Origin of the sequence: Streptomyces lydicus (assembly GCF_001729485.1) — a bacterium.
Taxonomy (GTDB): domain Bacteria; phylum Actinomycetota; class Actinomycetes; order Streptomycetales; family Streptomycetaceae; genus Streptomyces; species Streptomyces lydicus_D.
This window is the reverse complement of the sequence record NZ_CP017157.1, coordinates 463,106-486,448: the sequence shown is the minus strand read 5'-3', so window position 1 is coordinate 486,448 and position 23,343 is coordinate 463,106. Positions and strand designations below refer to the sequence as shown.

Sequence of the window (23,343 nt, the reverse complement as noted above, 5' to 3'; positions counted from 1 at the left end):
TATGCGTCAATCCCTCTCAGGGTCGTGTCTCTATGGTCTGAACTGGGTCCGGGGAGGGGCCGGGACCTCCTCTGCACGAGGTGGTCCCGGCCAGACCCGTCAGACCTCTTCGACGCTGCTCGGCTCGCGCCGCGACAGGTCGATGCCGAGCTCCTCCGCAGCGCGGAAGACGTCCTCGTCGGTGTCGCGCATCTCGATGGACATGCCGTCCGAGGACAGCACCTCCACGTTGAGGCACAGGGACTGCATTTCCTTGATGAGCACCTTGAAGGACTCGGGAATGCCGGGCTCGGGGATGTTCTCGCCCTTGACGATGGCCTCGTAGACCTTCACGCGGCCGGTGACGTCGTCGGACTTGATCGTCAGCAGCTCCTGGAGGGCGTATGCGGCGCCGTAAGCCTCCAGCGCCCACACCTCCATCTCACCGAAGCGCTGGCCACCGAACTGAGCCTTACCACCCAGCGGCTGCTGGGTGATCATCGAGTACGGACCGGTCGAGCGGGCGTGCAGCTTGTCGTCGACCAGGTGGTGCAGCTTGAGGATGTACATGTACCCGACCGAGATCGGGTCCGGGAACGGCTCACCGGAGCGGCCGTCGAAGAGCTGGGCCTTGCCCGAGCCCTTGACCATCCGCTCGCCGTCGCGGTTGGGGAGCGTCGAGTCGAACAGACCCGCCAGCTCGTCCTCGCGCGCACCGTCGAAGACCGGGGTGGCGACGTTGGTCCGCGGCGCGACGTCGTCGGCGCCGATCGCCTGCAGCCGCTGCTGCCAGTCCTCGGAGCCCTCGACCTTCCAGCCCTGGCTGGCGAGCCAGCCGAGGTGGATCTCCAGGACCTGTCCCGGGTTCATTCGGGACGGGACACCCAGCGGGTTGAGGATGATGTCGACCGGGGTGCCGTCCTCCAGGAACGGCATGTCCTCGACCGGCAGGATCTTCGAGATGACGCCCTTGTTGCCGTGACGGCCGGCGAGCTTGTCACCGTCGGTGATCTTGCGCTTCTGCGCGACGTAGACGCGGACCAGCTGGTTCACGCCCGGCGGCAGCTCGTCGCCCTCTTCGCGGTCGAAGACGCGGACGCCGATGACCTTGCCGATCTCACCGTGCGGCACCTTCAGCGAGGTGTCGCGCACCTCGCGCGCCTTCTCACCGAAGATCGCGCGGAGCAGGCGCTCCTCGGGCGTCAGCTCGGTCTCACCCTTGGGCGTGACCTTGCCGACGAGGATGTCGCCGGCCACGACCTCGGCACCGATCCGGATGATGCCGCGCTCGTCGAGGTCGGAGAGGACCTCCTCGGAGACGTTCGGGATGTCCCGGGTGATCTCCTCGGGGCCGAGCTTGGTGTCACGGGCGTCGACCTCGTGCTCCTCGATGTGGATCGAGGAGAGGACGTCGTCCTGCACGAGGCGCTGCGACAGGATGATCGCGTCCTCGTAGTTGTGGCCCTCCCACGGCATGAACGCGACGAGCAGGTTCTTGCCGAGCGCCATCTCGCCCTGGTCCGTGGACGGACCGTCGGCGAGGACCTGGCCCTCGATGACCCGCGCGCCCTCGTCCACGACGACCTTCTGGTTGAAGGAGGTGCCCTGGTTGGAGCGGGTGAACTTGGCGACGCGGTACGTGGTGTACGTGCCGTCGTCGTTGGCGACGGTGATGTAGTCCGCGGAAACCTCCTGGACCACACCGTCCTTCTCCGCCTTGATGACGTCACCGGCGTCGACCGCGCAGCGGTACTCCATGCCGGTACCGACCAGCGGCGACTCCGCCTTGATCAGCGGAACGGCCTGGCGCATCATGTTCGATCCCATGAGCGCGCGGTTGGCGTCGTCGTGCTCGAGGAACGGGATCATGGCGGTCGCGGCCGACACCATCTGGCGCGGCGAGACGTCCATGAAGTCCACCTCGTCGGCGGGGACGAGGTCGACCTCGCCGCCACGACGGCGGACCAGCACACGCTGCTCGGAGAAGCGCATGTCGTCGCTGAGCTTGGCGTTGGCCTGCGCGATCAGGAAGCGGTCCTCCTCATCTGCGGTGAGGTAGTCCACCTCCTCCGTGACCTGGCCGTCGACGACCTTGCGGTACGGCGTCTCGATGAAGCCGAAGACGTTGACCCGGCCGTACGACGCGAGCGAACCGATCAGACCGATGTTCGGGCCTTCAGGGGTCTCGATCGGGCACATGCGGCCGTAGTGAGACGGGTGCACGTCACGGACGTCCAGGCCGGCCCGCTCACGGGAGAGACCACCCGGGCCCAGCGCCGACAGACGACGCTTGTGGGTCAGACCCGACAGCGGGTTGGTCTGGTCCATGAACTGGGACAGCTGGCTGGTGCCGAAGAACTCCTTGATGGAGGCGACGACCGGCCGGATGTTGATCAGGGTCTGCGGCGTGATCGCCTCGACGTCCTGGGTCGTCATGCGCTCGCGCACGACGCGCTCCATACGGGCGAGACCCGTACGGACCTGGTTCTGGATCAGCTCGCCGACGTTGCGCAGACGACGGTTGCCGAAGTGGTCGATGTCGTCGGTCTCGACAACGATGGAGTTGCCGTTCTCGCCGATCGTCTCGGTCTCGCCGGCGTGCAGCTTGACCAGGTACTTGATCGTGGCGATGACGTCATCGGTGGTCAGCACACCGGCGTCGAGCGGCTCGTCGCCGCCGAGCTTCTTGTTGACCTTGTAGCGGCCGACCTTGGCGAGGTCGTAGCGCTTGGGGTTGAAGTACAGGTTCTCGAGCAGCGTCTGCGCGGCCTCACGGGTCGGCGGCTCGCCCGGACGCAGCTTGCGGTAGATGTCGAGCAGCGCGTCGTCCTGGCCCTGGGTGTGGTCCTTCTCCAGGGTGGCGCGCATGGACTCGTACTCGCCGAACTCCTCGAGGATCTGCTCGGTGGTCCACCCGAGCGCCTTGAGCAGGACGGTCACGGACTGCTTGCGCTTGCGGTCGATGCGCACACCGACCATGTCGCGCTTGTCGATCTCCATCTCCAGCCAGGCACCCCGGGACGGGATGATCTTGGCGGAGAAGATGTCCTTGTCGGACGTCTTGTCGATGGAGCTGTCGAAGTAGACGCCCGGCGAGCGGACCAGCTGCGAGACGACGACACGCTCGGTGCCGTTGATGCAGAAGGTGCCCTTGTTGGTCATGAGCGGGAAGTCGCCCATGAAGACCGTCTGGGACTTGATCTCGCCGGTCTCGTTGTTCGTGAACTCCGCCGTGACGAAGAGCGGGGCGGCGTACGTGAAGTCGCGCTCCTTGCACTCGTCGATGGAGTTCTTCGGGGGCTCGAAGCGGTGGTCGCGGAACGTCAGCGACATCGACCCGGAGAAGTCTTCGATCGGGGAGATCTCTTCGAAGATCTCTTCAAGACCGGACTTGGTGGGGACTTCCTGCCCACTCTCCAGCGCAGCCTCGACGCGACCCTTCCATGCGGCATTGCCGAGCAGCCAGTCGAAGCTTTCGGTCTGCAGCGCAAGGAGGTTCGGAACCCCGAGGGGCTCCTTGATCTTCGCAAAAGAGATGCGCAGCGGGGCGGTGCTGTCGCCGTTGTTCGTATTGGCAGTCGAGGCGTTGCGCGAGGCGGCCAAGAGGGGGTCCTTCCGAGGGCTCGGACTCACTACGCGCGTACCGGTTCCGACTCGAGCAGACTGAGGGAAAGCCCAGGTCAGGGCGGATCATCCAGCTTTGCTCGGGCTCGGATATGCCCCTGGTGACGGGCAGGGAGCAGCTAACAGGCAGCGCAAAGGGTCAGTGTAGCCACAAGGCCCACTGATGTCCAGAGCGAGATTCCGGAGACCGGTCCAGCACCGTGATACCGACCTTCTCCCTCCGGGAAGTCGCGTCCTCCGCAACGGAGGATCCCCTCGTTTGTTCTTCTCAATGCCCTGCGCCTGCCGAAAGCCCTGCGCCAGTGGCGCACACCGATGCTTCCCTCTTCGTCGGCGATCCATGCCTCGAACCGAGGATCGCTTCTGCGTCGCGTCCCGAGAATTGCGCGCCGCGTGCGGTTCGTCAAGGCCCCCCACCTCTGCGAGATCGTCACATGGGGGCACGTCCGGGCAACGATGATCACCATACTCGCACTCCGGCCGGAGGCAACGCAGCCGTGGCGAGCACGCCGAAGGGCGACCACCCGCATGGGTGATCGCCCTTGGCTGTCGTCCCGTTACGCCTCAGGCGCTCAGGACCCGAGTCAGAGACTCAGTGGGGTCACTTGACCTCGACGGAGGCACCGGCGCCCTTGAGGGCCTCGGCGGCCTTCTCGGCGGCGTCCTTGGCGACCTTCTCGAGGACCGGCTTCGGGGTGCCGTCCACGAGGTCCTTGGCCTCCTTCAGGCCCAGGGAGGTCAGCTCACGCACGACCTTGATGACCTGGATCTTCTTGTCGCCGGCACCGGTGAGGATGACGTCGAACTCGTCCTGCTCCTCAGCAGCCTCGGCGGCCGGGGCACCCGGGCCCGCAACGGCAACGGCGGCCGGGGCGGCAGCGGTGACGTCGAACTTCTCCTCGAACGCCTTCACGAACTCGGAGAGCTCGATGAGGGTCATCTCCTCGAACTGCGCGAGCAGGTCTTCCTGGCTGAGCTTCGCCATGATGGGCGATCCTTCCACTAATTCGGCTGGTGCCGGGATGTACATGTGAGGCGGGCGTACGTCGGGCCCGCTGTGGCCTCTCCGCCTAGGCGGACCTACGCGAGAGCTGCCAATGTGCGAGCCGAATTACTCGGCACCGCCCTGCTCGGCCTGCTTGGCACGAAGCGCCTCCGCGGTGCGGACGAACTTCGAGGGAAGCGCCTGGAAGAGCGCGGCAGCCTGGGACTGCTTGCCCTTCATGGCGCCCGCCAGCTTGGCGAGCAGAACCTCGCGGGACTCGAGGTCCGCAAGCTTCTTGATCTCGTCGGCGGACAGCGCCTTGCCGTCAAGGACACCGCCCTTGATGACGAGAGAGGGGTTCTCCTTGGCGAAGTCACGAAGACCCTTCGCCGCCTCGACCGGGTCACCGGTCACAAAGGCGACAGCCGTCGAGCCACTGAGGTGCTCGTCCAGCTGAATCCCGGCCTCATTGGCCGCGATCTTGGTCAGCGTGTTCTTCACCACACGGTACTGAGCGTTCTCGCCGAGCGAACGACGCAGCTGCTTGAGCTGCGCCACAGTCAGTCCGGTGTAAGAGGTCACAACAGCCGCGTTGGAGTTACGGAGCTTCTCCGTGATCTCCTCAACAGCTGCGATCTTGTCGGACGTCGCCATGAGCCTCGGCCTCCTTCCGGGTGATGAGGACCGCGCAGAAGGGGCTGGGCAAAACAAACGCCCCGGCGCAGGCGCACGGGGCGAGACTCGACCAGGCTCACGCCCGGGAGTTCTTCCACAGTCACCTGCGCAGGCCGTCCGCAGCTAGCGGATCCTTCGGCCACCACACGCCCGGGAGTCGGACGCGCAGAGACAACCAGCGGTCTTTGGCTTCCCGCATACGGTACGGGAGGGGCCCCCGTCAGGCAAATCGGCCGGGAGGGGCCCCGACTGGGTCCCCTCCCGGCCGCGGTGATCAGGCGCCGGGCGGCGTCATGACGTCGCTCGCCGGCGGCAGCGTCACGTCCACCTTGGTGCCGTAGTTCGAGTAGTAGACCGTCGAGTCCATCGCGTTCCGGCCGTCCATCTGCTCACGCTTCTTGACGAGCAGGTTCTCCGAGCTGACCCACAGGTCGATGGTCTCCTGCGTCGCACCGCTCTGCTTCAGCTGCTGCTCCAGCGCCTTCAGGTCGGACTCACTGAGGCTCTTGGACTGCATCTTGACCAGCTCGGCCACCTCGACCGTGCCGGTGTAGTGGGTCGCCTGGACGCCGCGGACGTCCTCCTTGCCCGCCTCCTTGACCTTGCCGGAGGCGATCAGCAGATCCACCGACTTGCCGGGGTCGTTGTTCTGCAGGGCGTCCTTCATCATGGCGCCGGCCGGGCCCTGCTTGGCCAGCAGCTCGTAGTCGTACTTGATCCAGTTCTTGCCGCCCATCGGCATGCCCATGTTCATGTACATCGCCTGCGGCGTGTAGAGCGCCTTCATCGGCTTGCCGGAGCTCATGGGGCCGCCGCCGGTCATGGTGATGTCGAGGGTCATCTTGATGCCGTTCGACCAGTCCATCGCGCCCTTCATGGTGCGCGTGGTCGGCCCGACCTTCTGGGTGCCGTCGATCTCCGCGGACTTCTTGCTGTCCACCTGCTGCGAGGCCGTCTTCAGCGACGCCAGCGCCGCGTCCAGCGGGGACTGGTGCGAATCGGATCCGCCGCCGCTCCCGCCGGCGTTGTCGCTCTTGCCGCCGTTACAGGCGGTAAGACCGGCGACCATGACAACTCCCGCCACGACGGCGGCAATACGCGTGCTGCGCACTGAGGCTCCCCCTTTAGATCTTCCTTATGGACCTCGGGGCGACTCTAGACCAAACGGGTGACACTCATGCGTCAGACCCCGCTCTCCTTGCGGAGGGCGGGGCCTGAGGTGCTGCTACGCGCTACGAGGCGTCGATCGGGAAGATCAGACGGCCTCGTCCTCGACGAGGAGGTTGCGGGTGCGGTTGGCGTCCAGCGGGATGCCGGGGCCCATCGTGGTGGTGATGGTCGCCTTCTTGATGTAGCGGCCCTTGGCAGCGGACGGCTTGAGGCGAGTGATCTCCTCGAGCGCCGCGGCGTAGTTCTCCACCAGCTTGGTCTCGTCGAAGGAGACCTTGCCGATGATGAAGTGGAGGTTCGCGTGCTTGTCCACGCGGAACTCGATCTTGCCGCCCTTGATGTCGGTGACAGCCTTGGCGACATCCGGGGTGACGGTGCCGGTCTTCGGGTTCGGCATCAGACCACGCGGACCGAGCACGCGGCCGAGGCGGCCGACCTTGCCCATGAGGTCCGGGGTGGCGACGACGGCGTCGAAGTCCAGGCGGCCCTTGGCGACCTCGTCGATCAGTTCGTCCGAGCCGACGATGTCGGCGCCGGCGGCTTCCGCGGCCGCAGCACGGTCACCGGTCGCGAAGACCAGGACCCGGGCGGTCTTACCGGTGCCGTGCGGGAGGTTCACGGTGCCACGGACCATCTGGTCGGCCTTGCGCGGGTCGACACCCAGACGCATGGCGACCTCGACGGTCGCGTCGAACTTGACGGACGAGGTCTCCTTGGCGAGACGGACGGCCTCGAGCGGGGCGTACTGACGCTCCCGGTCGATCTTCGCGTCCGCGTTGCGAAGAGTCTTGCTGCGCTTCACTTCTGCTCCTGATGCAGTGGGGTGGAGTCGTGGTCCGAACCAGCGCCTGGTCCTGCCACGGAGTGCCGTGAGGGGCTGAGGATCAGCCCTCGACCGTGATGCCCATGGAGCGGGCGGTGCCGGCGATGATCTTCTCGGCGGCGTCCAGGTCGTTGGCGTTCAGGTCGGGCATCTTGGTGGTGGCGATGTCACGGACCTGGTCGCGCGTGATCTTGGCGACCTTGGTCTTGTGCGGCTCGCCGGAGCCCTTCTCCACGCCCGCGGCCTTCAGGATGAGCTTCGCGGCCGGCGGGGTCTTGGTGACGAAGGTGAAGGAGCGGTCCTCGTAGACCGTGATCTCCACCGGCACGACCATGCCACGCTGCGACTCGGTCGCGGCGTTGTAGGCCTTGCAGAACTCCATGATGTTGACGCCGTGCTGACCCAGCGCGGGGCCGACCGGCGGAGCCGGGTTTGCGGCACCGGCCTGGATCTGGAGCTTGATAAGCCCCGTGACCTTCTTCTTCTTGGGAGGCATGCTCTCTCCGGGTCCTAGTGAGAGGTGTTTCGCCAGTCCATCCGGTCATCCGGATGGAGGCATACCGCACAACGATAACGGGTATGGTCGCGCGGCCAAAAACCGAGCAGGTCAGACCGGCTGTGAGCCCGTCTGACCTGGTCGGTGGTCGGTGGTCCGGAAGAACCTTGTTCTTCCGGCTCAGTTCTTCTGGATCTGGTCGAAGGACAGCTCGACCGGGGTCTCGCGGCCGAAGATCTCGACCAGGCCCTTGACCTTCTTCGAGTCGGCGTTGATCTCGTTGATCGTCGCCTGCAGCGTCGCGAACGGGCCGTCGGTGACGGTGACCGAGTCGCCCACCTCGAAGTCCAGCACCTGGACCTCGACCTTGCGGGACGGCGCCGGCTTGCCCTCGGCCGCGGCGGCCTCCTTGGCGGCCTTCTCCTCAGCCTCCGGGGCGAGCATCTTGACGATCTCGTCCAGCGTCAGCGGGTAGGGGTCGTAGGCGTTGCCGACGAAGCCGGTGACGCCCGGCGTGTTGCGCACGACGCCCCAGGACTCGTTCGTCAGGTCCATGCGCACGAGCACGTAGCCAGGGAGCTTGTTCTGGCGGATGGTCTTGCGCTCGCCGTTCTTGATCTGCGCGACCTCTTCCTGCGGCACCTCGGCCTGGAAGATGTAGTCCTCGACGTTCAGCGAGACGGCGCGCTGTTCGAGGTTGGTCTTCACGCGGTTCTCGTAGCCCGCGTAGGTGTGGATGACGTACCACTCGCCGGGCAGGCCACGCAGCTCGTCGCGGAGGGCGGCCACCGGGTCGACCGGCTCCTGCTCCTCGGCGGTCTCGTCCTCGGCGACCTCCGCCGTGGCCTCGGCCTCGTCCTCGATGTGCACCGCGGCCTCTTCGGCGGGCTCACCGGCTTCGGCGTCCTCGGCGTCGAGCTCGTCGACGGTGTCGGCACCCTCGATGATCTCTTGCTCGGTGTCGTCGCCCACGACCTCGGCCGAGACAGCCGCGTCAACGTCGGCCGCTGCCGTCTCGGCGGATTCGGCGGCGTCGTTCAGGTTCGGGTCAGACACGGTGGCTGCTTCTTCCTGGCTTCAAGGGGTTGAACATGCGAAATAGGCGCCCGCGCAGGCGCCCTCCGCGGGATCAGCCGAAGACGTACCCGACGACTCGGTTGATTCCCAAGTCAATCACGGTTACGAGGCCGATGATGATGACAACGAAGACGATCACCACACTGGTGTACGTCGTCAGCTGGCTGCGCGTGGGCCAGACGACCTTGCGGAGTTCCGCGATGACCTGGCGGTAGAAGAGCGCGAGACGCGCGAAAGGGCCCTTCTTGCCGCGCTTGCCGCCGCGACGGGGCTTCTTCTGGGACTCAGCGGCCTCGTCCTCGGAACGACCGCGCTCAGGCATGTCGATGGAGCCCAGGGCGTCCGTCACTCGTCCTCACCTGAATCCGGGTCGTGGCCGTGCCGCGCCCGGTGGAGCCGCACGGCGGTGCATACGTACGCCTGCACGCACTGCGGTGAGAGTGCGTGTAGCAGGGCCGGAGGGACTTGAACCCCCAACCGCTGGTTTTGGAGACCAGTGCTCTACCAATTGAGCTACGACCCTTTGTGGTTCCCCCAACCTACCGCATGCGGTCGACTGCACTATGTGCGTGCGCCGCGGCGACCCGTTGGAGGCCAACGGTCAGCGAGTGTACGTGCTTCCGGGCCACTCGTCGAACACGGTTGTCCCGGGGAGGCCCCGCAAACCCGTGTGTCGGGCAGGTGAGGGGTCTGCAACGATGCATGTATGAGCGCTGCAACCCCTTCCGCATCGTCCCCCACCGACCGCCGGGTCTCGGCCCGGGTCGGTTCGATCTCCGAGTCCGCGACCCTCGCCGTCGACGCCAAGGCGAAGGCCCTCAAGGCCGCCGGACGACCGGTGATCGGCTTCGGCGCCGGTGAGCCCGACTTCCCCACGCCCGGCTACATCGTCGACGCGGCGATCGAGGCGTGCCGCAACCCGAAGTTCCACCGCTACACGCCGGCCGGCGGGCTCCCCGAGCTCAAGTCCGCGATCGCCGCGAAGACGCTGCGCGATTCCGGTTACGAGGTCGAGGCCGCGAACGTACTGGTGACGAACGGCGGCAAGCAGGCCATCTACGAGGCGTTCGCCGCCATCCTGGACCCGGGTGACGAGGTCATCGTCCCGGCGCCGTACTGGACGACCTACCCCGAGTCGATCCGGCTCGCGGGCGGTGTGCCGGTCGACGTGGTCGCCGACGAGACCACCGGCTACCGCGTGACCGTCGACCAGCTGGAGGCGGCCCGTACGGAGCGCACGAAGGTGCTGCTGTTCGTCTCGCCGTCGAACCCGACCGGCGCGGTCTACTCCCGCGAGCAGGTCGAGGCGGTCGGCCGCTGGGCCGCCTCGCACGGGCTGTGGGTGCTGACCGACGAGATCTACGAGCACCTGGTCTACGGCGACGCCCAGTTCTCGTCGCTGCCGGTGGTCGTGCCCGAGCTGCGCGACAAGTGCATCATCGTCAACGGCGTGGCCAAGACGTACGCGATGACCGGCTGGCGGGTGGGCTGGGCGATCGGCCCGAAGGACGTCATCAAGGCCGCGACGAACCTCCAGTCGCACGCCACCTCGAACGTCTCCAACGTCGCCCAGGCCGCGGCCATCGCGGCGGTCTCCGGCGACCTCGCGGCCGTCGAGGAGATGAAGGTCGCCTTCGACCGGCGGCGCAAGACGATCGTGCGGATGCTCAACGAGATCGACGGCGTGCTGTGCCCGGAGCCGGAGGGCGCGTTCTACGCGTACCCGTCGGTGAAGGAGCTCCTGGGCAAGGAGATCCGCGGCAAGCGCCCGCAGACCAGCGTGGAGCTGGCCGAGCTGATCCTGGAGGAGGCGGAGGTCGCCGTCGTCCCGGGTGAAGCCTTCGGCACCCCCGGCTACCTGCGGCTTTCGTACGCGCTGGGCGACGAGGACCTGGTGGAGGGCGTGTCCCGGATCCAGAAGCTGCTGGCGGAGGCCAAGTAGCCACCTCCGGATTTCCGGAAGTGCCAGGGCGGGCGGTCGGACGCATTCCGGCCGCCCGCTCGCGCGTTCTTCCGGACACCCCTTCGGGAAAGGCCCTACCGGCGTGCCGCCCGGATACGGCAAGATCCTCAGATGCAGCACTTTTCAGGGGGCCACGCCCCGAACCCCCCGAGCACTCGTGCCCGCGACGGTGCCGCTGTTCGAGATCTGCGCCGGCTGCCGAAGGCCCATCTGCACCTGCACTTCACCGGTTCGATGCGGCCCGCGACGCTGCTGGATCTCGCCGACAAGTACGGCGTCCACCTGCCGGAGGCGCTGCGCGGCGGTGAGCCGCCCCAATTGCGGGCCACGGACGAGCGCGGCTGGTTCCGTTTCCAACGGCTCTACGACATCGCCCGCTCGTGCCTGCGCGCTCCCGAGGACATCCAGCGGCTGGTGTTCGAGGCCGCCGAGGAGGACGTCCGGGACGGTTCGCGCTGGCTGGAGATCCAGGTCGACCCGACCTCGTACGCCCCGCGGCTGGGCGGGCTGATCCCGGCGCTGGAGATCATCCTGGACGCGGTGGAGCGCGCCTCCCGCCACACCGGCCTGGGCATCCGCGTGCTGATCGCGGCGAACCGCATGAAGCACCCGCTGGACGCCCGTACGCTCGCGCGGCTCGCGGTGCGCTTCGCGGACCGGGGCGTGATCGGCTTCGGGCTCTCCAACGACGAACGCCGGGGATTCGCCCGGGACTTCGACCGGGCCTTCGCCATCGCCCGGGAGGGCGGCCTGCTGGCGGCGCCGCACGGCGGTGAGCTGTCCGGGCCCGCCAGCGTCCGGGACTGCCTCGACGATCTGCACGCCGGCCGGATCGGCCACGGCGTACGGGCCGCCGAGGACCCCGCACTGCTGCGCCGGCTGGCCTCGCGCCAGGTGACGTGCGAGGTGTGCCCGTCGTCGAACGTGGCGCTGGGGGTCTACGAGAAGCCCGAGGACGTACCGCTGCGGACCTTCTTCGACGCCGGGGTGCCGATGGCGCTGGGCGCGGACGACCCGCTGCTGTTCGGCGCACGGCTGGCCGCGCAGTACGAGATCGCCCGCACCGCGCACGCCTTCACCGACGAGGAGCTGGCCGAGCTGGCCCGCCAGTCGGTCCGCGGCTCCCGCGCCCCCCAGGACGCGCAGCAGCGGCTGCTGACGGACATCGACGCCTGGCTGGCCGGATAGGCGCGGCCGGCCGCTCCGGGGCCGGTCAGAGGCTGACGCCGACCGTCACCGGTTCGTTGACGAGGGTGATGCCGAAGGCCGCGTGGACGCCGTCACGGACCTCGCGGGCCAGGGCGAGCAGGTCCTCGGTGGTGGCCTCGCCGCGGTTGGTGAGGGCGAGGGTGTGCTTGGTGGAGATACGGGCCGGGCCGCTGCCGTAGCCCTTGGTGAAGCCGGCCCGGTCGATCAGCCAGGCCGCGGAGGTCTTCACCATGCCGTCGCCGGCCGGGAAGGCGGGCGGCGCGGTGTCGGGGCCGAGGCGCTCCCGGACGCGCTCCAGGAAGGCGGTGTGCTCGGCCTCGGTGAGGATCGGGTTGGTGAAGAAGGAGCCGGCCGACCAGGTGTCGTGGTCCGCCGGGTCCAGCACCATGCCCTTGCCGGCCCGCAGCGCCAGGACGGTCTTCCGGGCGACGGCGGCCGGGACCCGGTCACCGGGCTCGACGCCGAGGGCGCGGGCGGTCTCGGCGTACTTCAGCGGCGCGGAGAGCCCCCCGGCGTCCTCCAGCGCGAAGCGCACCCGCAGCACCACGAACCGGTCGGGATGCGCCTTGAAGCGGCTGTGGCGGTAGGAGAAGCCGCACTCCTCGCCCGGCAGCGTGACGGTCTCGCCGGCCCGGCGGTCGTACGCGACCACCTCGGTGATCGTGGCGGAGACCTCCTGGCCGTACGCGCCCACGTTCTGGATCGGGGTGGCGCCCGCCGAGCCGGGGATGCCGGCCAGGCACTCGATGCCGGCCAGCCCGGCCTCGACCGTGCGGGCGACCGCGTCGGACCAGTTCTCGCCGGCGGCCAGCTCCAGCGTCGTGCCGTCGAGCGTGAAACCGCTGGTGGCGATCCGCAGGGCCGTACCGTCGAAGCCCTTGTCGCCGATGACGAGGTTGCTGCCACCGCCGATGATCAGCAGCGGGGTGCCCGCGTCGTCGGCGGCGCGGACGGCGGCGATCACCTCGTCGTCGGTGGTGGCCGTGACGAGGCGGGTCGCCGGGCCGCCGAGCCGGAAGGTGGTCAGCGGGGCGAGGGGGGCGTTGTCTTCTACGGTTGCCACGTGTCGTTCCTGCACGCGCCCAAGAGTACGGGGGCGGCCCGGCGGTACCGCCCGGCCGCCCCCGGCACGGGCTCAGGCCAGGCGGACCACGGCGCGGGACATGCCCAGCACCTTCTGGCCGGCGCTCATCGCGGTCAGGTCGACCCGGACCGTACGGGCGTCGTCGTCGAGCTTGGCCGCGACCTTGGCGCTGACCTCGATCAACGCGCCGTTGTCGTCGTTGGGGACGATGACGGGCTTGGTGAAGCGCACCCCGTACTCGGCGACCGCGCCCGGGTCGCCGGCCCAGTCGGTGACCACCCGGATCGCCTCGGCCATGGTGAACATGCCGTGGGCGATGACGTCGGGCAGGCCGACCTCCTTGGCGAACTTCTCGTTCCAGTGGATCGGGTTGAAGTCACCGGAGGCGCCGGCGTAGCGCACGAGGGTCGCGCGGCTCACCGGGAAGCTCTGCGCCGGGAGTTCGGTGCCGACCTCGACGTCGTCGTAAGAGATCTGGGCGGTCATTTCATGCCTCCTCGGCGCGACGGGCCACCAGCTTGGTGAAGGCGGTCACGACGTGCTCGCCCGCCTCGTCGTGCACCTCGCCGCGGATGTCGATGATGTCGTTGCCCGCCATGGTCTTGATCGCTTCGATGGTGGAGGTGACGGCCAGCCGGTCACCGCTGCGCACCGGCCGGGTGTAGGCGAACTTCTGGTCGCCGTGCACCACCCGGCTGTAATCCAGGCCGAGTTGCGGGTCCTCGATGACCTGCCCCGCGGCCTTGAAAGTGATGGCGAACACAAAGGTCGGCGGAGCGATCACATCGGGGTGACCGAGCGCCTTGGCTGCTTCGGCGTCGGTGTAAGCCGGGTTGGAGTCCCCGATCGCCTCGGCGAATTCGCGGATCTTTTCCCGGCCGACCTCGTACGGGTCGGTGGCCGGGTAGGTACGGCCGACAAAGGACTGGTCGAGCGCCATGGGCTCGCAACCTCCGTGTACTGATGGTGATAACGCCGTGAGGCCGCCCCCACGAATGGGGACGGCCTCACGGACTAGCCTGTGTTATCGCGTCTCGCGGTGCGCGGTGTGCGAGTTGCAGCGAGGGCAGTGCTTCTTCATCTCAAGACGGTCCGGGTCGTTACGCCGGTTCTTCTTGGTGATGTAGTTCCGCTCCTTGCACTCCACGCAGGCCAGCGTGATCTTCGGGCGGACGTCGGTGGCAGCCACGTGAGTGCTCCTTGACGGACGGATGGACGGATGAACGCAGAAAAGAGTAGCCGATCGAAGGACCGACCCCACAATCGGCTACTGTCAGTAGCGGTGACCGGACTTGAACCGGTGACACAGCGATTATGAGCCGCTTGCTCTACCGACTGAGCTACACCGCTGCGATGCGAGCGGTGCCCGCCCGAAGGCGGGTACCTCACACATCAGAGCCCCAATACGGAATCGAACCGTAGACCTTCTCCTTACCATGGAGACGCTCTGCCGACTGAGCTATTGGGGCGAGCGATGAAGACATTACACGGCCCGCCGCCAAACGTGAAATCCGTATCCGCGGCACGCCCCAACCGCCCCCCGCACCACACCGGTACGACTATTTCGCGCCTGCGCGAAGCTCTCCCGGCGGCGCCCTAATCTCGGAACCACGCTGCGTGATCTTGCACGCCCGTGCCTTCGAGGAGCGCGATGTCCGACAGCAGTTCGCCGCAGCCGCAGCCCCAGCCGGGAAAGCCGGGCAGCGCCGGCCCGTACGCCAGGTCGGACGGTGGCGCGCTGGTCCTGTGCGGCGCCCGGCTCGCCGACGGCCGCACCGTGGACGTACGGCTGGGCGGCGGGCGGATCGAGGCCGTCGGGACGGCCGGCAGCCTCGCCCCGCAGGGCGCCCGCGTCGACCTCGCCGGCTACCTCCTGCTCCCCGCCCCCGCCGAACCGCACGCGCACTGCGACACCGCCCTGACCGCGGACGCCGAGGGCCCGGCGTCCGGCTCCCCCGAGGACGTCCAGCGGCGGACGACGGAGGCCGCGCTGCTCCAGCTGGGGCACGGCGCCACCGCCTCCCGCAGCCACGTCAGGATCGGCGACGTCCAGGGGCTGCGGTCGCTGGAGGCGGTGCTCCAGGCGCGCCGGTCGCTGCGCGGGCTGGCGGACCTGGCGGCGGTGGCGGTGCCCCGGGTGCTGACCGGGGTGGCCGGCGCGGACGGGCTGGCGATGCTGCGGGACGCGGTGCGGATGGGCGCCTCGGTCATCGGCGGCTGCCCCGATCTGGACCCCGATCCGGCCGGGTACGTCGAGACGGTCCTGGAGCTGGCGGGCGAACACGGCTGCCCGGTCGACCTGCACACCGACGGTGACGACCCGGCCCGGCTGGCCCGCTTCGCGGCGATGTCCGGCGGGCTGCGCCCGGGCGTCGCGCTCGGGCCGTGCGCCGGGATGGCCCGGATGCCCCGCAGCGTGGCGTCGCGGGTCGCCGAGCAGCTGGCCGCGGCCGATGTCGCCGTCGTCTGCCTGCCGCAGGGCGACTGCGCGGGCCTGGAGCGGCACGGCTCCCGGGTGGCCCGGCCGGCCCCCGTACGGCTGCTGAAGGCCGCCGGAGTGCGGGTGGCGGCGGGCAGCGGGGCGCTGCGGGACGTGGCGAACCCGGTGGGGCGCGGCGACCCGTTGGAGGCCGCCTATCTGCTGGCGTCCCTGGGGGAGGCGACTCCGGAGGCGGCGTACGAGACGGTGAGTGCGGCGGCGCGGACGACGCTGGGGCTGCCGGAGGTGCGCGTCGAGGCGGGCTTCCCCGCGGAACTGCTGGCGGTGCGCGGCGAGCGGATCGCCGGGGTGCTGTCGCTCGCGTACAGCCGGATCGTGATCCACCGCGGGCGGGTGGTCGCGCGGACCAGCGCGGTGCGCGAGTACTGCGACTCGGCGGCGGAGGTGGCGCTGGAGCTGCCGCGGCAGTCACAGCGCTGAGCCGGCGGAGCCTCCGCGGCGAGAAGGCTTCCCCCGCCCCGGCCGGTCCCGCGCCGCCTGACGGCCCTTCGGCGTACGGTCGGGATCATGCGCATTGTCATCGCAGGTGGACATGGTCAGATCGCGCTGCGGCTGGAGCGGTTGCTCGCCAGGCGCGGGGACGAGGTCGCGGGCATCATCCGCCGGCCGGAGCAGGCCGGCGACTTGCTGGCCGCGGGCGCCGAACCGGTGGTCTGCGACCTGGAGTCGGCGTCCGTGGAGGATGTCGCCCGGCACATGGAGGGTGCCGACGCGGCGGTCTTCGCGGCGGGCGCCGGTCCGGGCAGCGGCGACGCACGCAAGGAGACGGTGGACCGCGGCGCGGCGGTGCTGTTCGCGGACGCGGCGGAGGCGACGGGCGTACGCCGCTTCCTCGTCGTCTCCTCGATGGGCGCGGACCGCGAGCCGCCGGAGGGCACCGATCCGGTCTTCGCGGCGTACCTGCGGGCGAAGGGCGCCGCGGACGCGGACGTTCGGGCCCGCGCGGGGCTGGACTGGACGATCCTGCGGCCGGGCCGGCTGGTGAACGACCCCGGGACCGGCCTGATCACGCTGGCCGACGCGACCGGCCGCGGTGCGGTGTCGCGCGATGACGTGGCGGCCACCCTGGTGGCGCTGCTCGACGAGCCGGGCACCGTCGGCCGCACGCTGGAGCTGATCGGCGGGGACGTGCCGGTGGAGGACGCGGTGCGGGCGGTCGCGAACCGCTGAAAGCGCCCCGAGGCCGACGCGGCACACGAAAAGGCCCCCGACACGAAAAGGCCCCCGAATCGCATTTCTACGATTCGGGGGCCTTTTCACACCTGTGGCGGCGCCAGGATTCGAACCTGGGAAGGCTGAGCCGGCAGATTTACAGTCTGCTCCCTTTGGCCGCTCGGGCACACCGCCAGGGTTTGCTGCCGGGAGATCCGCTTGTGGGCGGTGCTCCGTGGCAACGACGTAAACCATACCCGATGGCTGGGGGTGGTTCGCCACTCGATTCGTGAGCGCTGGATCTTGGCCGGGTGGCTAGGCTGGGCAGGCGGTCCGGGGACGGACCGCAGCCGTGACGGATCTAGGTACGAGGAGCCAACTCAACATGGCCGACTCCAGTTTCGACATCGTCTCGAAGGTAGAGCGGCAGGAGGTCGACAACGCCCTCAACCAGGCCGCCAAGGAGATCTCGACGCGCTACGACTTCAAGGGCGTGGACGCCTCGATCGCGTGGTCGGGCGAGAAGATCGAGATGCGGGCCAACGCCGAGGAGCGGGTCAAGGCCGTGCTCGACATCTTCCAGTCCAAGCTGGTCAAGCGCGGGATCTCGCTGAAGGCGCTGGACGCCGGCGAGCCGCAGCCCTCGGGCAAGGAGTACAAGATCTTCGCCTCCATCGAGGAGGGGATCTCGCAGGAGAACGCGAAGAAGGTCGCCAAGATCATTCGCGATGAGGGCCCCAAGGGCGTCAAGGCGCAGGTGCAGGGCGACGAGCTGCGGGTCACCTCGAAGAGCCGGGACGACCTGCAGGCGGTGCAGCAGCTGCTGAAGGGCAAGGACCTGGAGTTCGCGATCCAGTTCGTGAACTACCGGTAGCCGTCAGGCTTTCGGGTGCCTTCGGATGGGGCGGTGCGCTGCGGCGTGCCGCCCCACCGGCGTTTTCCGGGCAGCCGTGCGGGGCGTCCGCGCGTACCGCTTGACCTCGATCTTGGTTGAGGTTGCAGGGTCGTCGCATGACTGCTTCTCACGACGTGCGCAAGGACCCCGCCGGTGTGGCCGGGGACGGTTTTCTGGTGGATGTGTTCCCCCGGGTGCGGCGGCCGGATGCCGGGACGGTGCTGATCGACGAGTGGGACGCGGGCGGCCGCGAGGGGCAGCGGGCCGTCCTGGAGGGCGCCGCCCGTGCCTGGGAGGGGACGCCGCTGCCGGCGGGCTTCCTCTCGCGGGTGCTGTTCGCCGGGACGGACGGGCGCAGTGTGCTCGATTACGCCCAGTGGACGAGCGAGGCGGCGCACCGGGAGTTCGTCCGGAGCGAGGACACCGGGCGGAGCGGGCGGATCGCGGCGGCGCCGGACGCGGTCGGCGGCGTCGGCGGCGAGGGGCCCGCCCGTTACCGGCTCTACCGCAGCATGCTGCCGGAGGGGGAGCCGGCGGCCCCGGGCTGCGTCGTACGCGTCGCCTTCCGGACGACGGGGCACGACGCGGCCCGGGAGCTCGTCGACGGCCTGTTCGGCCTGGTGGGCGAGCGGCAGCAGGGGGCCGGGGCGATCGCCTCGCACTTCCACCTCGGCGAGGACGGCACCCGGGTCGTCAACTACAGCGAGTGGACGACCCCGGAGGCCCACCAGCGGGTGGTCGACGCACAGCTCGGGGGCGGCGGTGACGTGATGCGGTTCATCCACGGCCTGCCGGGGGTCGAGCCGCTCGGTTTCCGGCGCTACACGTCCCCGCGGGGGCTCGTACGGGCCTGAGGCGGGGGCGCGGGGCCCCGGGGCGCCGCCGGGGTCAGCGGGTGGCGAACGGCTGGTCCGTGGGGACGATGTCGCGGCCCAGGGGCACCAGGGAGATCGGGATCATCTTGAAGTTGGCGATGCCGAAGGGGATGCCGATGATCGTCACGCACAGGGCCAGACCGGTGACGATGTGCCCCAGGGCCAGCCACCAGCCCGCGAAGATGATCCAGATGACGTTGCCGACGGCCGAGCCGACGCCGGCGTCGTGCCGCAGGACGGTGGTCCGTCCGAAGGGCCACAGGGCGTAGCCGGCGATCCGGAAGGACGCGATGCCGAACGGGATCGTGATGATCAGGATGCAGCAGATGATGCCCGCGACGACATAGCCGATGGCCAGCCAGAAGCCGCTCAGGACCAGCCAGAGGACGTTGAGGAGGGTTTTCATGATCGGCAGCCTTCCACGGGCACGGCGGGAACTCATCTCCATCTGCCGTGCTAGACGCACCGGAGCCGGTTGAACGTTGCATTCATCATGCGACGGGCGGGCGGGGACGGCCAGCCGCCCGTCGCGGGCGGCCTCACGGGTGGCGGTGGCCCGCCATCTGTTCGAGGCGGGTGATCCGCTCACGCATCGGCGGGTGGGTGGAGAACATCCGGGACAGGCCGCCGCCCGCGCCGAACGGGTTGGCGATCATCATGTGGCTCGCCGTTTCCAGGCGCGGCTCCGGCGGCAGGGGCAGCTGCCGGGTGCCGGTCTCCAGCTTGCGCAGGGCGGAGGCCAGGGCGAGCGGGTCGCCGGTGAGCTGGGCGCCCGAGGCGTCGGCCTCGTACTCGCGGGAGCGGCTGACGGCCAGCTGGATCAGTGAGGCCGCGACCGGTCCGAGGATCATGATCAGCAGCATGCCGAGCAGGCCGGGGCCCTCGTCGTCGTCGCTTCGGCCCAGCGGGATCAGCCAGGCGAAGTTGACCAGGAACATCACCACCGAGGCCAGTGCGCCGGCCACGGAGGAGATGAGGATGTCGCGGTTGTAGACGTGGCTGAGCTCGTGGCCGATGACGCCGCGCAGTTCGCGCTCGTCCAGGAGCTGCAGGATGCCGTCGGTGCAGCAGACCGCGGCGTTGCGCGGGTTGCGGCCGGTGGCGAAGGCGTTGGGCGCCTGGGTCGGGGAGATGTACAGCCGCGGCATGGGCTGGCGGGCCGCCGTCGACAGTTCGCGGACCATCCGGTAGAGCTGCGGTGCCTCGAACTCGCTGACCGGGCGGGCCCGCATCGCCCGCAGCGCGAGCTTGTCGCTGTTCCAGTACGCGTAGGCGTTGGTGCCCAGCGCCACCAGGACGGCGATGATCAGGCCCGTACGGCCGAAGAGGCTGCCGATGACGAGGATGAGGGCGGACAGCCCTCCGAGGAGTACGGCGGTCCTGAGCCCGTTGTGCCGGCGGTGCACGGTACGCCCTCCAAGCGGTGCGGCAGGGGAACCCTGTGCTTCGTTGCTCCACTCTCCAGTGGACCCTTACTCACTGGTCAACGCGAGATGAACGGGCCTGGTTCCCCTGTGCGCGAGCGACGGGGCCGGGCGGGGCGCGGACGGCCGCCCCGTGGGGCGTACCGCCGTACGGGCGCCCTGGGCCCCGTCAGGGCCCGCCGCAGGAGTGCGGGCCCGCCGTCAGAGCAGCGCGCCGGACGCGAAGCGCAGGACGAGCTGCGGGGCTCCGGAGAGGGCGACGCCGAGGACGGCGGCGAGGCCGATGGCGGTGGCGAGGGGCGCCGGGACCCTGCCGACGGCGGGCCGCGGGCCCTCAGGCGCGGTCCCGGGCTCCTCGGCCCCGCGGAAGAGCACCGCGGTCCACTGCAGGTAGTAGTAGAGCGCGATGACCACATTGACGGCCATCACCACGGCGAGCCAGGCCAGGCCCGCGTCGACGGCCGCGGAGAACACCGTGACCTTGGCGAACAGGCCGATGATGCCGGGCGGCAGACCGGCCAGGCAGAGCAGGAAGAAGCCGAGGGCGAGCGCCACCAGGGGACGCCGGGCGTACAGGCCCCGGTAGTCGGCGATGCGGTTGCCGGGGCGGGTGCGGGCGACCAGGGCGGCGACGGCGAAGGCGCCGAGGTTCACCGCCGCGTACATCAGGGCGTAGGCGACGGTGGAGCCGATGGCGTGCGCCGGGTCGTGGACGTAGCCGGCCGCGGCGAGCGGGACCAGGAGGTAGCCGGCCTGTCCGACCGAGGACCAGGCGAGCAGGCGGACCGCGCTGTGCGCCCGGTACGGGTCCTGGCGCAGCGCCGCGACGTTGCCGACGGTCATGGTCAGCGCGGCCAGCACGGCCAGCGCCGGGCCCCAGACGTCGGCGTACGAGGGGAAGCCCTGGACGGTGACGAGGATCAGGCCGGAGAAGCCGACGGCCTTGCCGACCACGGAGAGGTAGCCGGCGATGGGCAGCGGTGCGCCCACGTAGGTGTCCGGCACCCAGAAGTGGAACGGGGCGGCCGCGGTCTTGAAGGCGAAGCCCACCAGGGTGAGCGCGACGCCGGCGGCGGCCAGGGTGGCGAGGCGCGGGTCGGGCAGGGCGGTGAGGGCGTGCGCCACCCGGGAGAGGTGCAGGCTGCCGGTGGCGGCGTACAGGAAGCTCACGCCGAGCAGCATCACGGCGGTGGCGGCCACCGAGGACAGGAAGAACTTCAGCGCCGCCTCGGAGGAGAGCCGGTCGCCGCGCCGCAGGCCCACGAGGGCGAAGGCGGGCAGCGAGGCCACCTCCAGGGCGATGACGAGGGTGGCCAGGTCCCGGGAGGCGGGCAGCAGGGCGGCGCCGGCCGCGGAGGACAGCAGCAGGAACCAGTACTCGCCGGTGGGCAGGTCCTGGTCCTTGACGGTGTCGATGGACAGCAGCGCGGTCAGCAGCGCGCCGCCGAGCACCAGGAACTGGATGACCAGGGCGAACGGGTCGGCCGCGTAGCTGCACACGTCGGGGTGCCCGGCGAGGCAGAAGGTGCGGCGGTCGCCGTTCAGGAGGGGCAGGAGGGAGAGCACGGCGAGCGCGAGACCGGCCGTCGCGAGCCAGCCGAGCAGCGGCTTGCGGGCCGCCGGGACGAAGAGATCGGCGACGAGCACCACCAGGGCGACGGCCGCGGTCAGGGTGGGCGGGGCGAGGGCGACCCAGTCGACGGACTGGACGAGGGAGGTGACCTGGCTCATCACTTACCGCCTCCGAGGAGCTGCTGGACGGCCGGATCGCTGAGGCCGAGGAGGGCCGCCGGCCACAGGCCGGCGAGGACGGTGAGGGCGGCCAGCGGGGACCAGGCGGCGTACTCGTAGCGCGCGAGGTCGGGGATCGCGGGGGCCCGGTCGGCGGCGCGGCCCGGCGTGGCGGCGTCGTCGCCGGGCGGGTCGCCGGCGCCGAGCGGGGCGGTCGGTGCGAGGTGCGGGGTGCCGCCCATGCAGACCCGGCGGACGACCAGCAGCAGGTAGGCGGCGGTCAGCAGGGTGCCGAGGCCGGCCATCACCATGAACGTCAGGAAGGCGGGGCGGCTCAGGCCGGCGGCCGGCCGGAAGGCGCCGAACATGGCGAGCATCTCGCCCCAGAAGCCGGCGAGCCCGGGAAGGCCCAAGGAGGCGACGGCCCCGAAGGCGAGCAGGCCGCCGAAGCGGGGGGCCTTGCCGTAGAGGGCGGCGCCGGTGCTGCCGGCGAGGGTGTCGAGGTCGGTGCTGCCGAACCGGTCCTTGAGGGCGCCGACCATGAAGAACAGCAGGCCGGTGATCAGGCCGTGCGCGATGTTGGCGAACAGCGCGCCGTTGACGCCGGTGGGGGTCATGCTGGCGATGCCGAGCAGGACGAAGCCCATGTGGCCGACGGAGCTGTAGGCGATCAGGCGCTTGAGGTCGCCCTGGGCGCCCTTGCGGACGAGGGCGAGACACGCGAGCGAGCCGTAGACGATGCCGACGGCGGCCAGCGCGGCGAGGTACGGGGCGAAGGTGTGCATGCCCTCGGGGGTGATGGGCAGTGCGATCCGCACGAAGCCGTACGTGCCCATCTTCAGCAGGACGCCGGCCAGCAGCACCGAGCCGACGGTGGGGGCGGCGGTGTGCGCGTCCGGCAGCCAGCTGTGCAGCGGCCACATCGGGGACTTGACGGCCAGTCCGATGCCGACCGTGAGCACCGCGAGCAGCTGGACGGTATGGCTGAGCTGGGCTTTCGGGCCGTTGTCAGTGGCGAGTGCCACCATGTCGAACGTGCCGGATTTCACGCCGATGAGGAGGAGGCCGAGCAGCATCACGACGGAGCCGAGCAGCGTGTAGAGGATGAACTTCCAGGCGGCCGGCTGCCTTCCGGCGCCGCCCCAGCGGGCGATCAGGAAGTACATCGGGATGAGGACCGTCTCGAAGGCGAGGAAGAAGAGCATCAGGTCCAGGACGGCGAAGGTGGCGAGGGTGCCGGCCTCCAGGACGAGCAGCAGGGCCACGAATGCCTTGGGTGACGGGCCCGTTGGCATGTGGAAGTACGAATAGAGCGCGCAGAGGAAGGTCAGCAGCGCGGTCATGACGACGAGGGGGAGCGAGATGCCGTCGACGCCGAGGTGGATGCGGATGTCGAGCGCCGGGATCCAGCTGATGTCGGTGGTGGCCTGCATACGGGCCGGGTGGTCGTGATCGAAGCCGACGGCCAGCGCGATCGCGGCGGCGAGCACGGCGCCGGTGACGGTCACGCCGTGGCGCAGCACGGCCTGGTCGGGGTCCTTGCCCCGCAGGCCGGGCGGGGCCGGGAACAGCGCGGCCAGCGCGCCGATCAGGGGCAGGGCGACGACGGCCGCGAGGAGGATCTGCAGGGCGGTGTGGTTCACGGGTCAGGCCCTCCTCGGGGTTCCGGCTCCGGCGGGGC

Annotated in this window: 22 protein-coding genes and 4 tRNA genes; 6 read left to right on the top strand and 20 right to left on the bottom strand. The window is 69.7% G+C overall.

The window, feature by feature from the left end; genetic code table 11:
• Window positions 1–99: 99 nt before the first annotated feature.
• From rpoB to SL103_RS02130, 9 genes are all read right to left on the bottom strand, one after another.
• A complete protein-coding gene (gene rpoB / locus SL103_RS02170) occupies window positions 100–3,582 on the bottom strand; it encodes a DNA-directed RNA polymerase subunit beta (protein WP_069567063.1) in 3,483 nt (1,160 codons plus the stop codon).
• A 622-nt stretch (window positions 3,583–4,204) separates the two neighbouring features.
• On the bottom strand, window positions 4,205–4,588 hold the full coding sequence (rplL, locus tag SL103_RS02165; protein WP_033269714.1) for a 50S ribosomal protein L7/L12: 384 nt from the start codon (window positions 4,586–4,588) through the stop codon (window positions 4,205–4,207).
• 126 nt (window positions 4,589–4,714) lie between these two features.
• Window positions 4,715–5,242: a 50S ribosomal protein L10 gene (gene rplJ, locus SL103_RS02160; protein WP_033269715.1), complete on the bottom strand. Its 528-nt coding sequence runs from the start codon at window positions 5,240–5,242 to the stop codon at window positions 4,715–4,717.
• A gap of 295 nt (window positions 5,243–5,537) precedes the next feature.
• Window positions 5,538–6,374, bottom strand: coding sequence for a hypothetical protein (locus SL103_RS02155; RefSeq protein WP_347877830.1), 837 nt, complete (start codon window positions 6,372–6,374; stop codon window positions 5,538–5,540).
• A gap of 144 nt (window positions 6,375–6,518) precedes the next feature.
• A complete protein-coding gene (rplA, locus tag SL103_RS02150) occupies window positions 6,519–7,235 on the bottom strand; it encodes a 50S ribosomal protein L1 (RefSeq protein WP_069567061.1) in 717 nt (238 codons plus the stop codon).
• A gap of 82 nt (window positions 7,236–7,317) precedes the next feature.
• The gene (gene rplK / locus SL103_RS02145; protein WP_030412999.1) at window positions 7,318–7,752 is read right to left on the bottom strand and encodes a 50S ribosomal protein L11; all 435 of its coding nucleotides are present in this window, start codon (window positions 7,750–7,752) and stop codon (window positions 7,318–7,320) included.
• 180 nt (window positions 7,753–7,932) lie between these two features.
• Window positions 7,933–8,808: a transcription termination/antitermination protein NusG gene (gene nusG / locus SL103_RS02140; RefSeq protein ID WP_069567060.1), complete on the bottom strand. Its 876-nt coding sequence runs from the start codon at window positions 8,806–8,808 to the stop codon at window positions 7,933–7,935.
• A 73-nt stretch (window positions 8,809–8,881) separates the two neighbouring features.
• Entirely contained in the window at window positions 8,882–9,178 is a 297-nt protein-coding gene (gene secE / locus SL103_RS02135; RefSeq protein ID WP_069567059.1) for a preprotein translocase subunit SecE, read from the bottom strand.
• A 101-nt stretch (window positions 9,179–9,279) separates the two neighbouring features.
• Window positions 9,280–9,352: transfer RNA gene (locus tag SL103_RS02130), tRNA-Trp, on the bottom strand.
• Window positions 9,353–9,535: 183 nt separating this feature from the next.
• Between SL103_RS02130 and SL103_RS02125 the strand changes: the two genes are divergently transcribed.
• Entirely contained in the window at window positions 9,536–10,771 is a 1,236-nt protein-coding gene (locus SL103_RS02125) for a pyridoxal phosphate-dependent aminotransferase (protein ID WP_069567058.1), read from the top strand.
• A 132-nt stretch (window positions 10,772–10,903) separates the two neighbouring features.
• Window positions 10,904–11,980 carry an adenosine deaminase gene (locus SL103_RS02120; RefSeq protein WP_279631130.1) on the top strand — a complete coding sequence of 359 codons (1,077 nt, stop codon included), beginning with the start codon at window positions 10,904–10,906 and terminating at the stop codon, window positions 11,978–11,980.
• A gap of 25 nt (window positions 11,981–12,005) precedes the next feature.
• On the opposite strand, the gene SL103_RS02115 is transcribed toward SL103_RS02120, so the two are convergent.
• From SL103_RS02115 to SL103_RS02090, 6 genes are all read right to left on the bottom strand, one after another.
• Window positions 12,006–13,079, bottom strand: coding sequence for a UDP-N-acetylmuramate dehydrogenase (locus tag SL103_RS02115; protein WP_069567057.1), 1,074 nt, complete (start codon window positions 13,077–13,079; stop codon window positions 12,006–12,008).
• A 57-nt stretch (window positions 13,080–13,136) separates the two neighbouring features.
• Window positions 13,137–13,571 (bottom strand): MaoC family dehydratase, encoded by a 435-nt coding sequence (locus SL103_RS02110; protein ID WP_069567056.1) that lies wholly within the window; start codon window positions 13,569–13,571, stop codon window positions 13,137–13,139.
• 1 nt (window position 13,572) lies between these two features.
• The gene (locus SL103_RS02105; RefSeq protein WP_069567055.1) at window positions 13,573–14,025 is read right to left on the bottom strand and encodes a MaoC family dehydratase N-terminal domain-containing protein; all 453 of its coding nucleotides are present in this window, start codon (window positions 14,023–14,025) and stop codon (window positions 13,573–13,575) included.
• 84 nt (window positions 14,026–14,109) lie between these two features.
• A complete protein-coding gene (gene rpmG / locus SL103_RS02100; RefSeq protein WP_006604855.1) occupies window positions 14,110–14,274 on the bottom strand; it encodes a 50S ribosomal protein L33 in 165 nt (54 codons plus the stop codon).
• 88 nt (window positions 14,275–14,362) lie between these two features.
• Window positions 14,363–14,435: transfer RNA gene (locus SL103_RS02095), tRNA-Met, on the bottom strand.
• Between the two features lie 46 nt (window positions 14,436–14,481).
• A tRNA-Thr gene (locus SL103_RS02090) sits at window positions 14,482–14,554 on the bottom strand.
• A gap of 182 nt (window positions 14,555–14,736) precedes the next feature.
• Here SL103_RS02090 and SL103_RS02085 point away from each other — a divergent pair.
• Together SL103_RS02085 and SL103_RS02080 are read left to right on the top strand one after the other, a co-directional pair.
• Window positions 14,737–16,005 (top strand): amidohydrolase family protein, encoded by a 1,269-nt coding sequence (locus SL103_RS02085; protein WP_069567054.1) that lies wholly within the window; start codon window positions 14,737–14,739, stop codon window positions 16,003–16,005.
• 87 nt (window positions 16,006–16,092) lie between these two features.
• Window positions 16,093–16,755: an NAD(P)H-binding protein gene (locus tag SL103_RS02080; protein ID WP_069567053.1), complete on the top strand. Its 663-nt coding sequence runs from the start codon at window positions 16,093–16,095 to the stop codon at window positions 16,753–16,755.
• Between the two features lie 95 nt (window positions 16,756–16,850).
• Here SL103_RS02080 and SL103_RS02075 read toward each other — a convergent pair.
• Window positions 16,851–16,932 (bottom strand) — tRNA-Tyr (locus tag SL103_RS02075).
• A gap of 190 nt (window positions 16,933–17,122) precedes the next feature.
• Between SL103_RS02075 and SL103_RS02070 the strand changes: the two genes are divergently transcribed.
• Both SL103_RS02070 and SL103_RS02065 read left to right on the top strand, forming a co-directional pair.
• Window positions 17,123–17,611, top strand: coding sequence for a YajQ family cyclic di-GMP-binding protein (locus tag SL103_RS02070; RefSeq protein WP_069567052.1), 489 nt, complete (start codon window positions 17,123–17,125; stop codon window positions 17,609–17,611).
• Window positions 17,612–17,748: 137 nt separating this feature from the next.
• Complete coding sequence (locus SL103_RS02065; RefSeq protein WP_079145521.1) at window positions 17,749–18,486, top strand: antibiotic biosynthesis monooxygenase; 738 nt, start codon at window positions 17,749–17,751, stop codon at window positions 18,484–18,486.
• A gap of 34 nt (window positions 18,487–18,520) precedes the next feature.
• Here the strand turns inward: SL103_RS02065 and SL103_RS02060 are convergent, their stop codons facing one another.
• The 4 genes from SL103_RS02060 to SL103_RS02045 form a co-directional block, all read right to left on the bottom strand.
• A complete protein-coding gene (locus SL103_RS02060; RefSeq protein WP_069567050.1) occupies window positions 18,521–18,913 on the bottom strand; it encodes a YccF domain-containing protein in 393 nt (130 codons plus the stop codon).
• 133 nt (window positions 18,914–19,046) lie between these two features.
• A complete protein-coding gene (gene htpX, locus SL103_RS02055) occupies window positions 19,047–19,913 on the bottom strand; it encodes a zinc metalloprotease HtpX (RefSeq protein WP_069567049.1) in 867 nt (288 codons plus the stop codon).
• 219 nt (window positions 19,914–20,132) lie between these two features.
• On the bottom strand, window positions 20,133–21,662 hold the full coding sequence (locus tag SL103_RS02050; protein WP_069567048.1) for an NADH-quinone oxidoreductase subunit N: 1,530 nt from the start codon (window positions 21,660–21,662) through the stop codon (window positions 20,133–20,135).
• On the bottom strand, window positions 21,662–23,305 hold the full coding sequence (locus tag SL103_RS02045; RefSeq protein WP_069567047.1) for a complex I subunit 4 family protein: 1,644 nt from the start codon (window positions 23,303–23,305) through the stop codon (window positions 21,662–21,664). Before SL103_RS02045 ends, SL103_RS02050 begins: the two co-directional genes overlap by 1 nt.
• Window positions 23,306–23,343 lie beyond the last annotated feature (38 nt).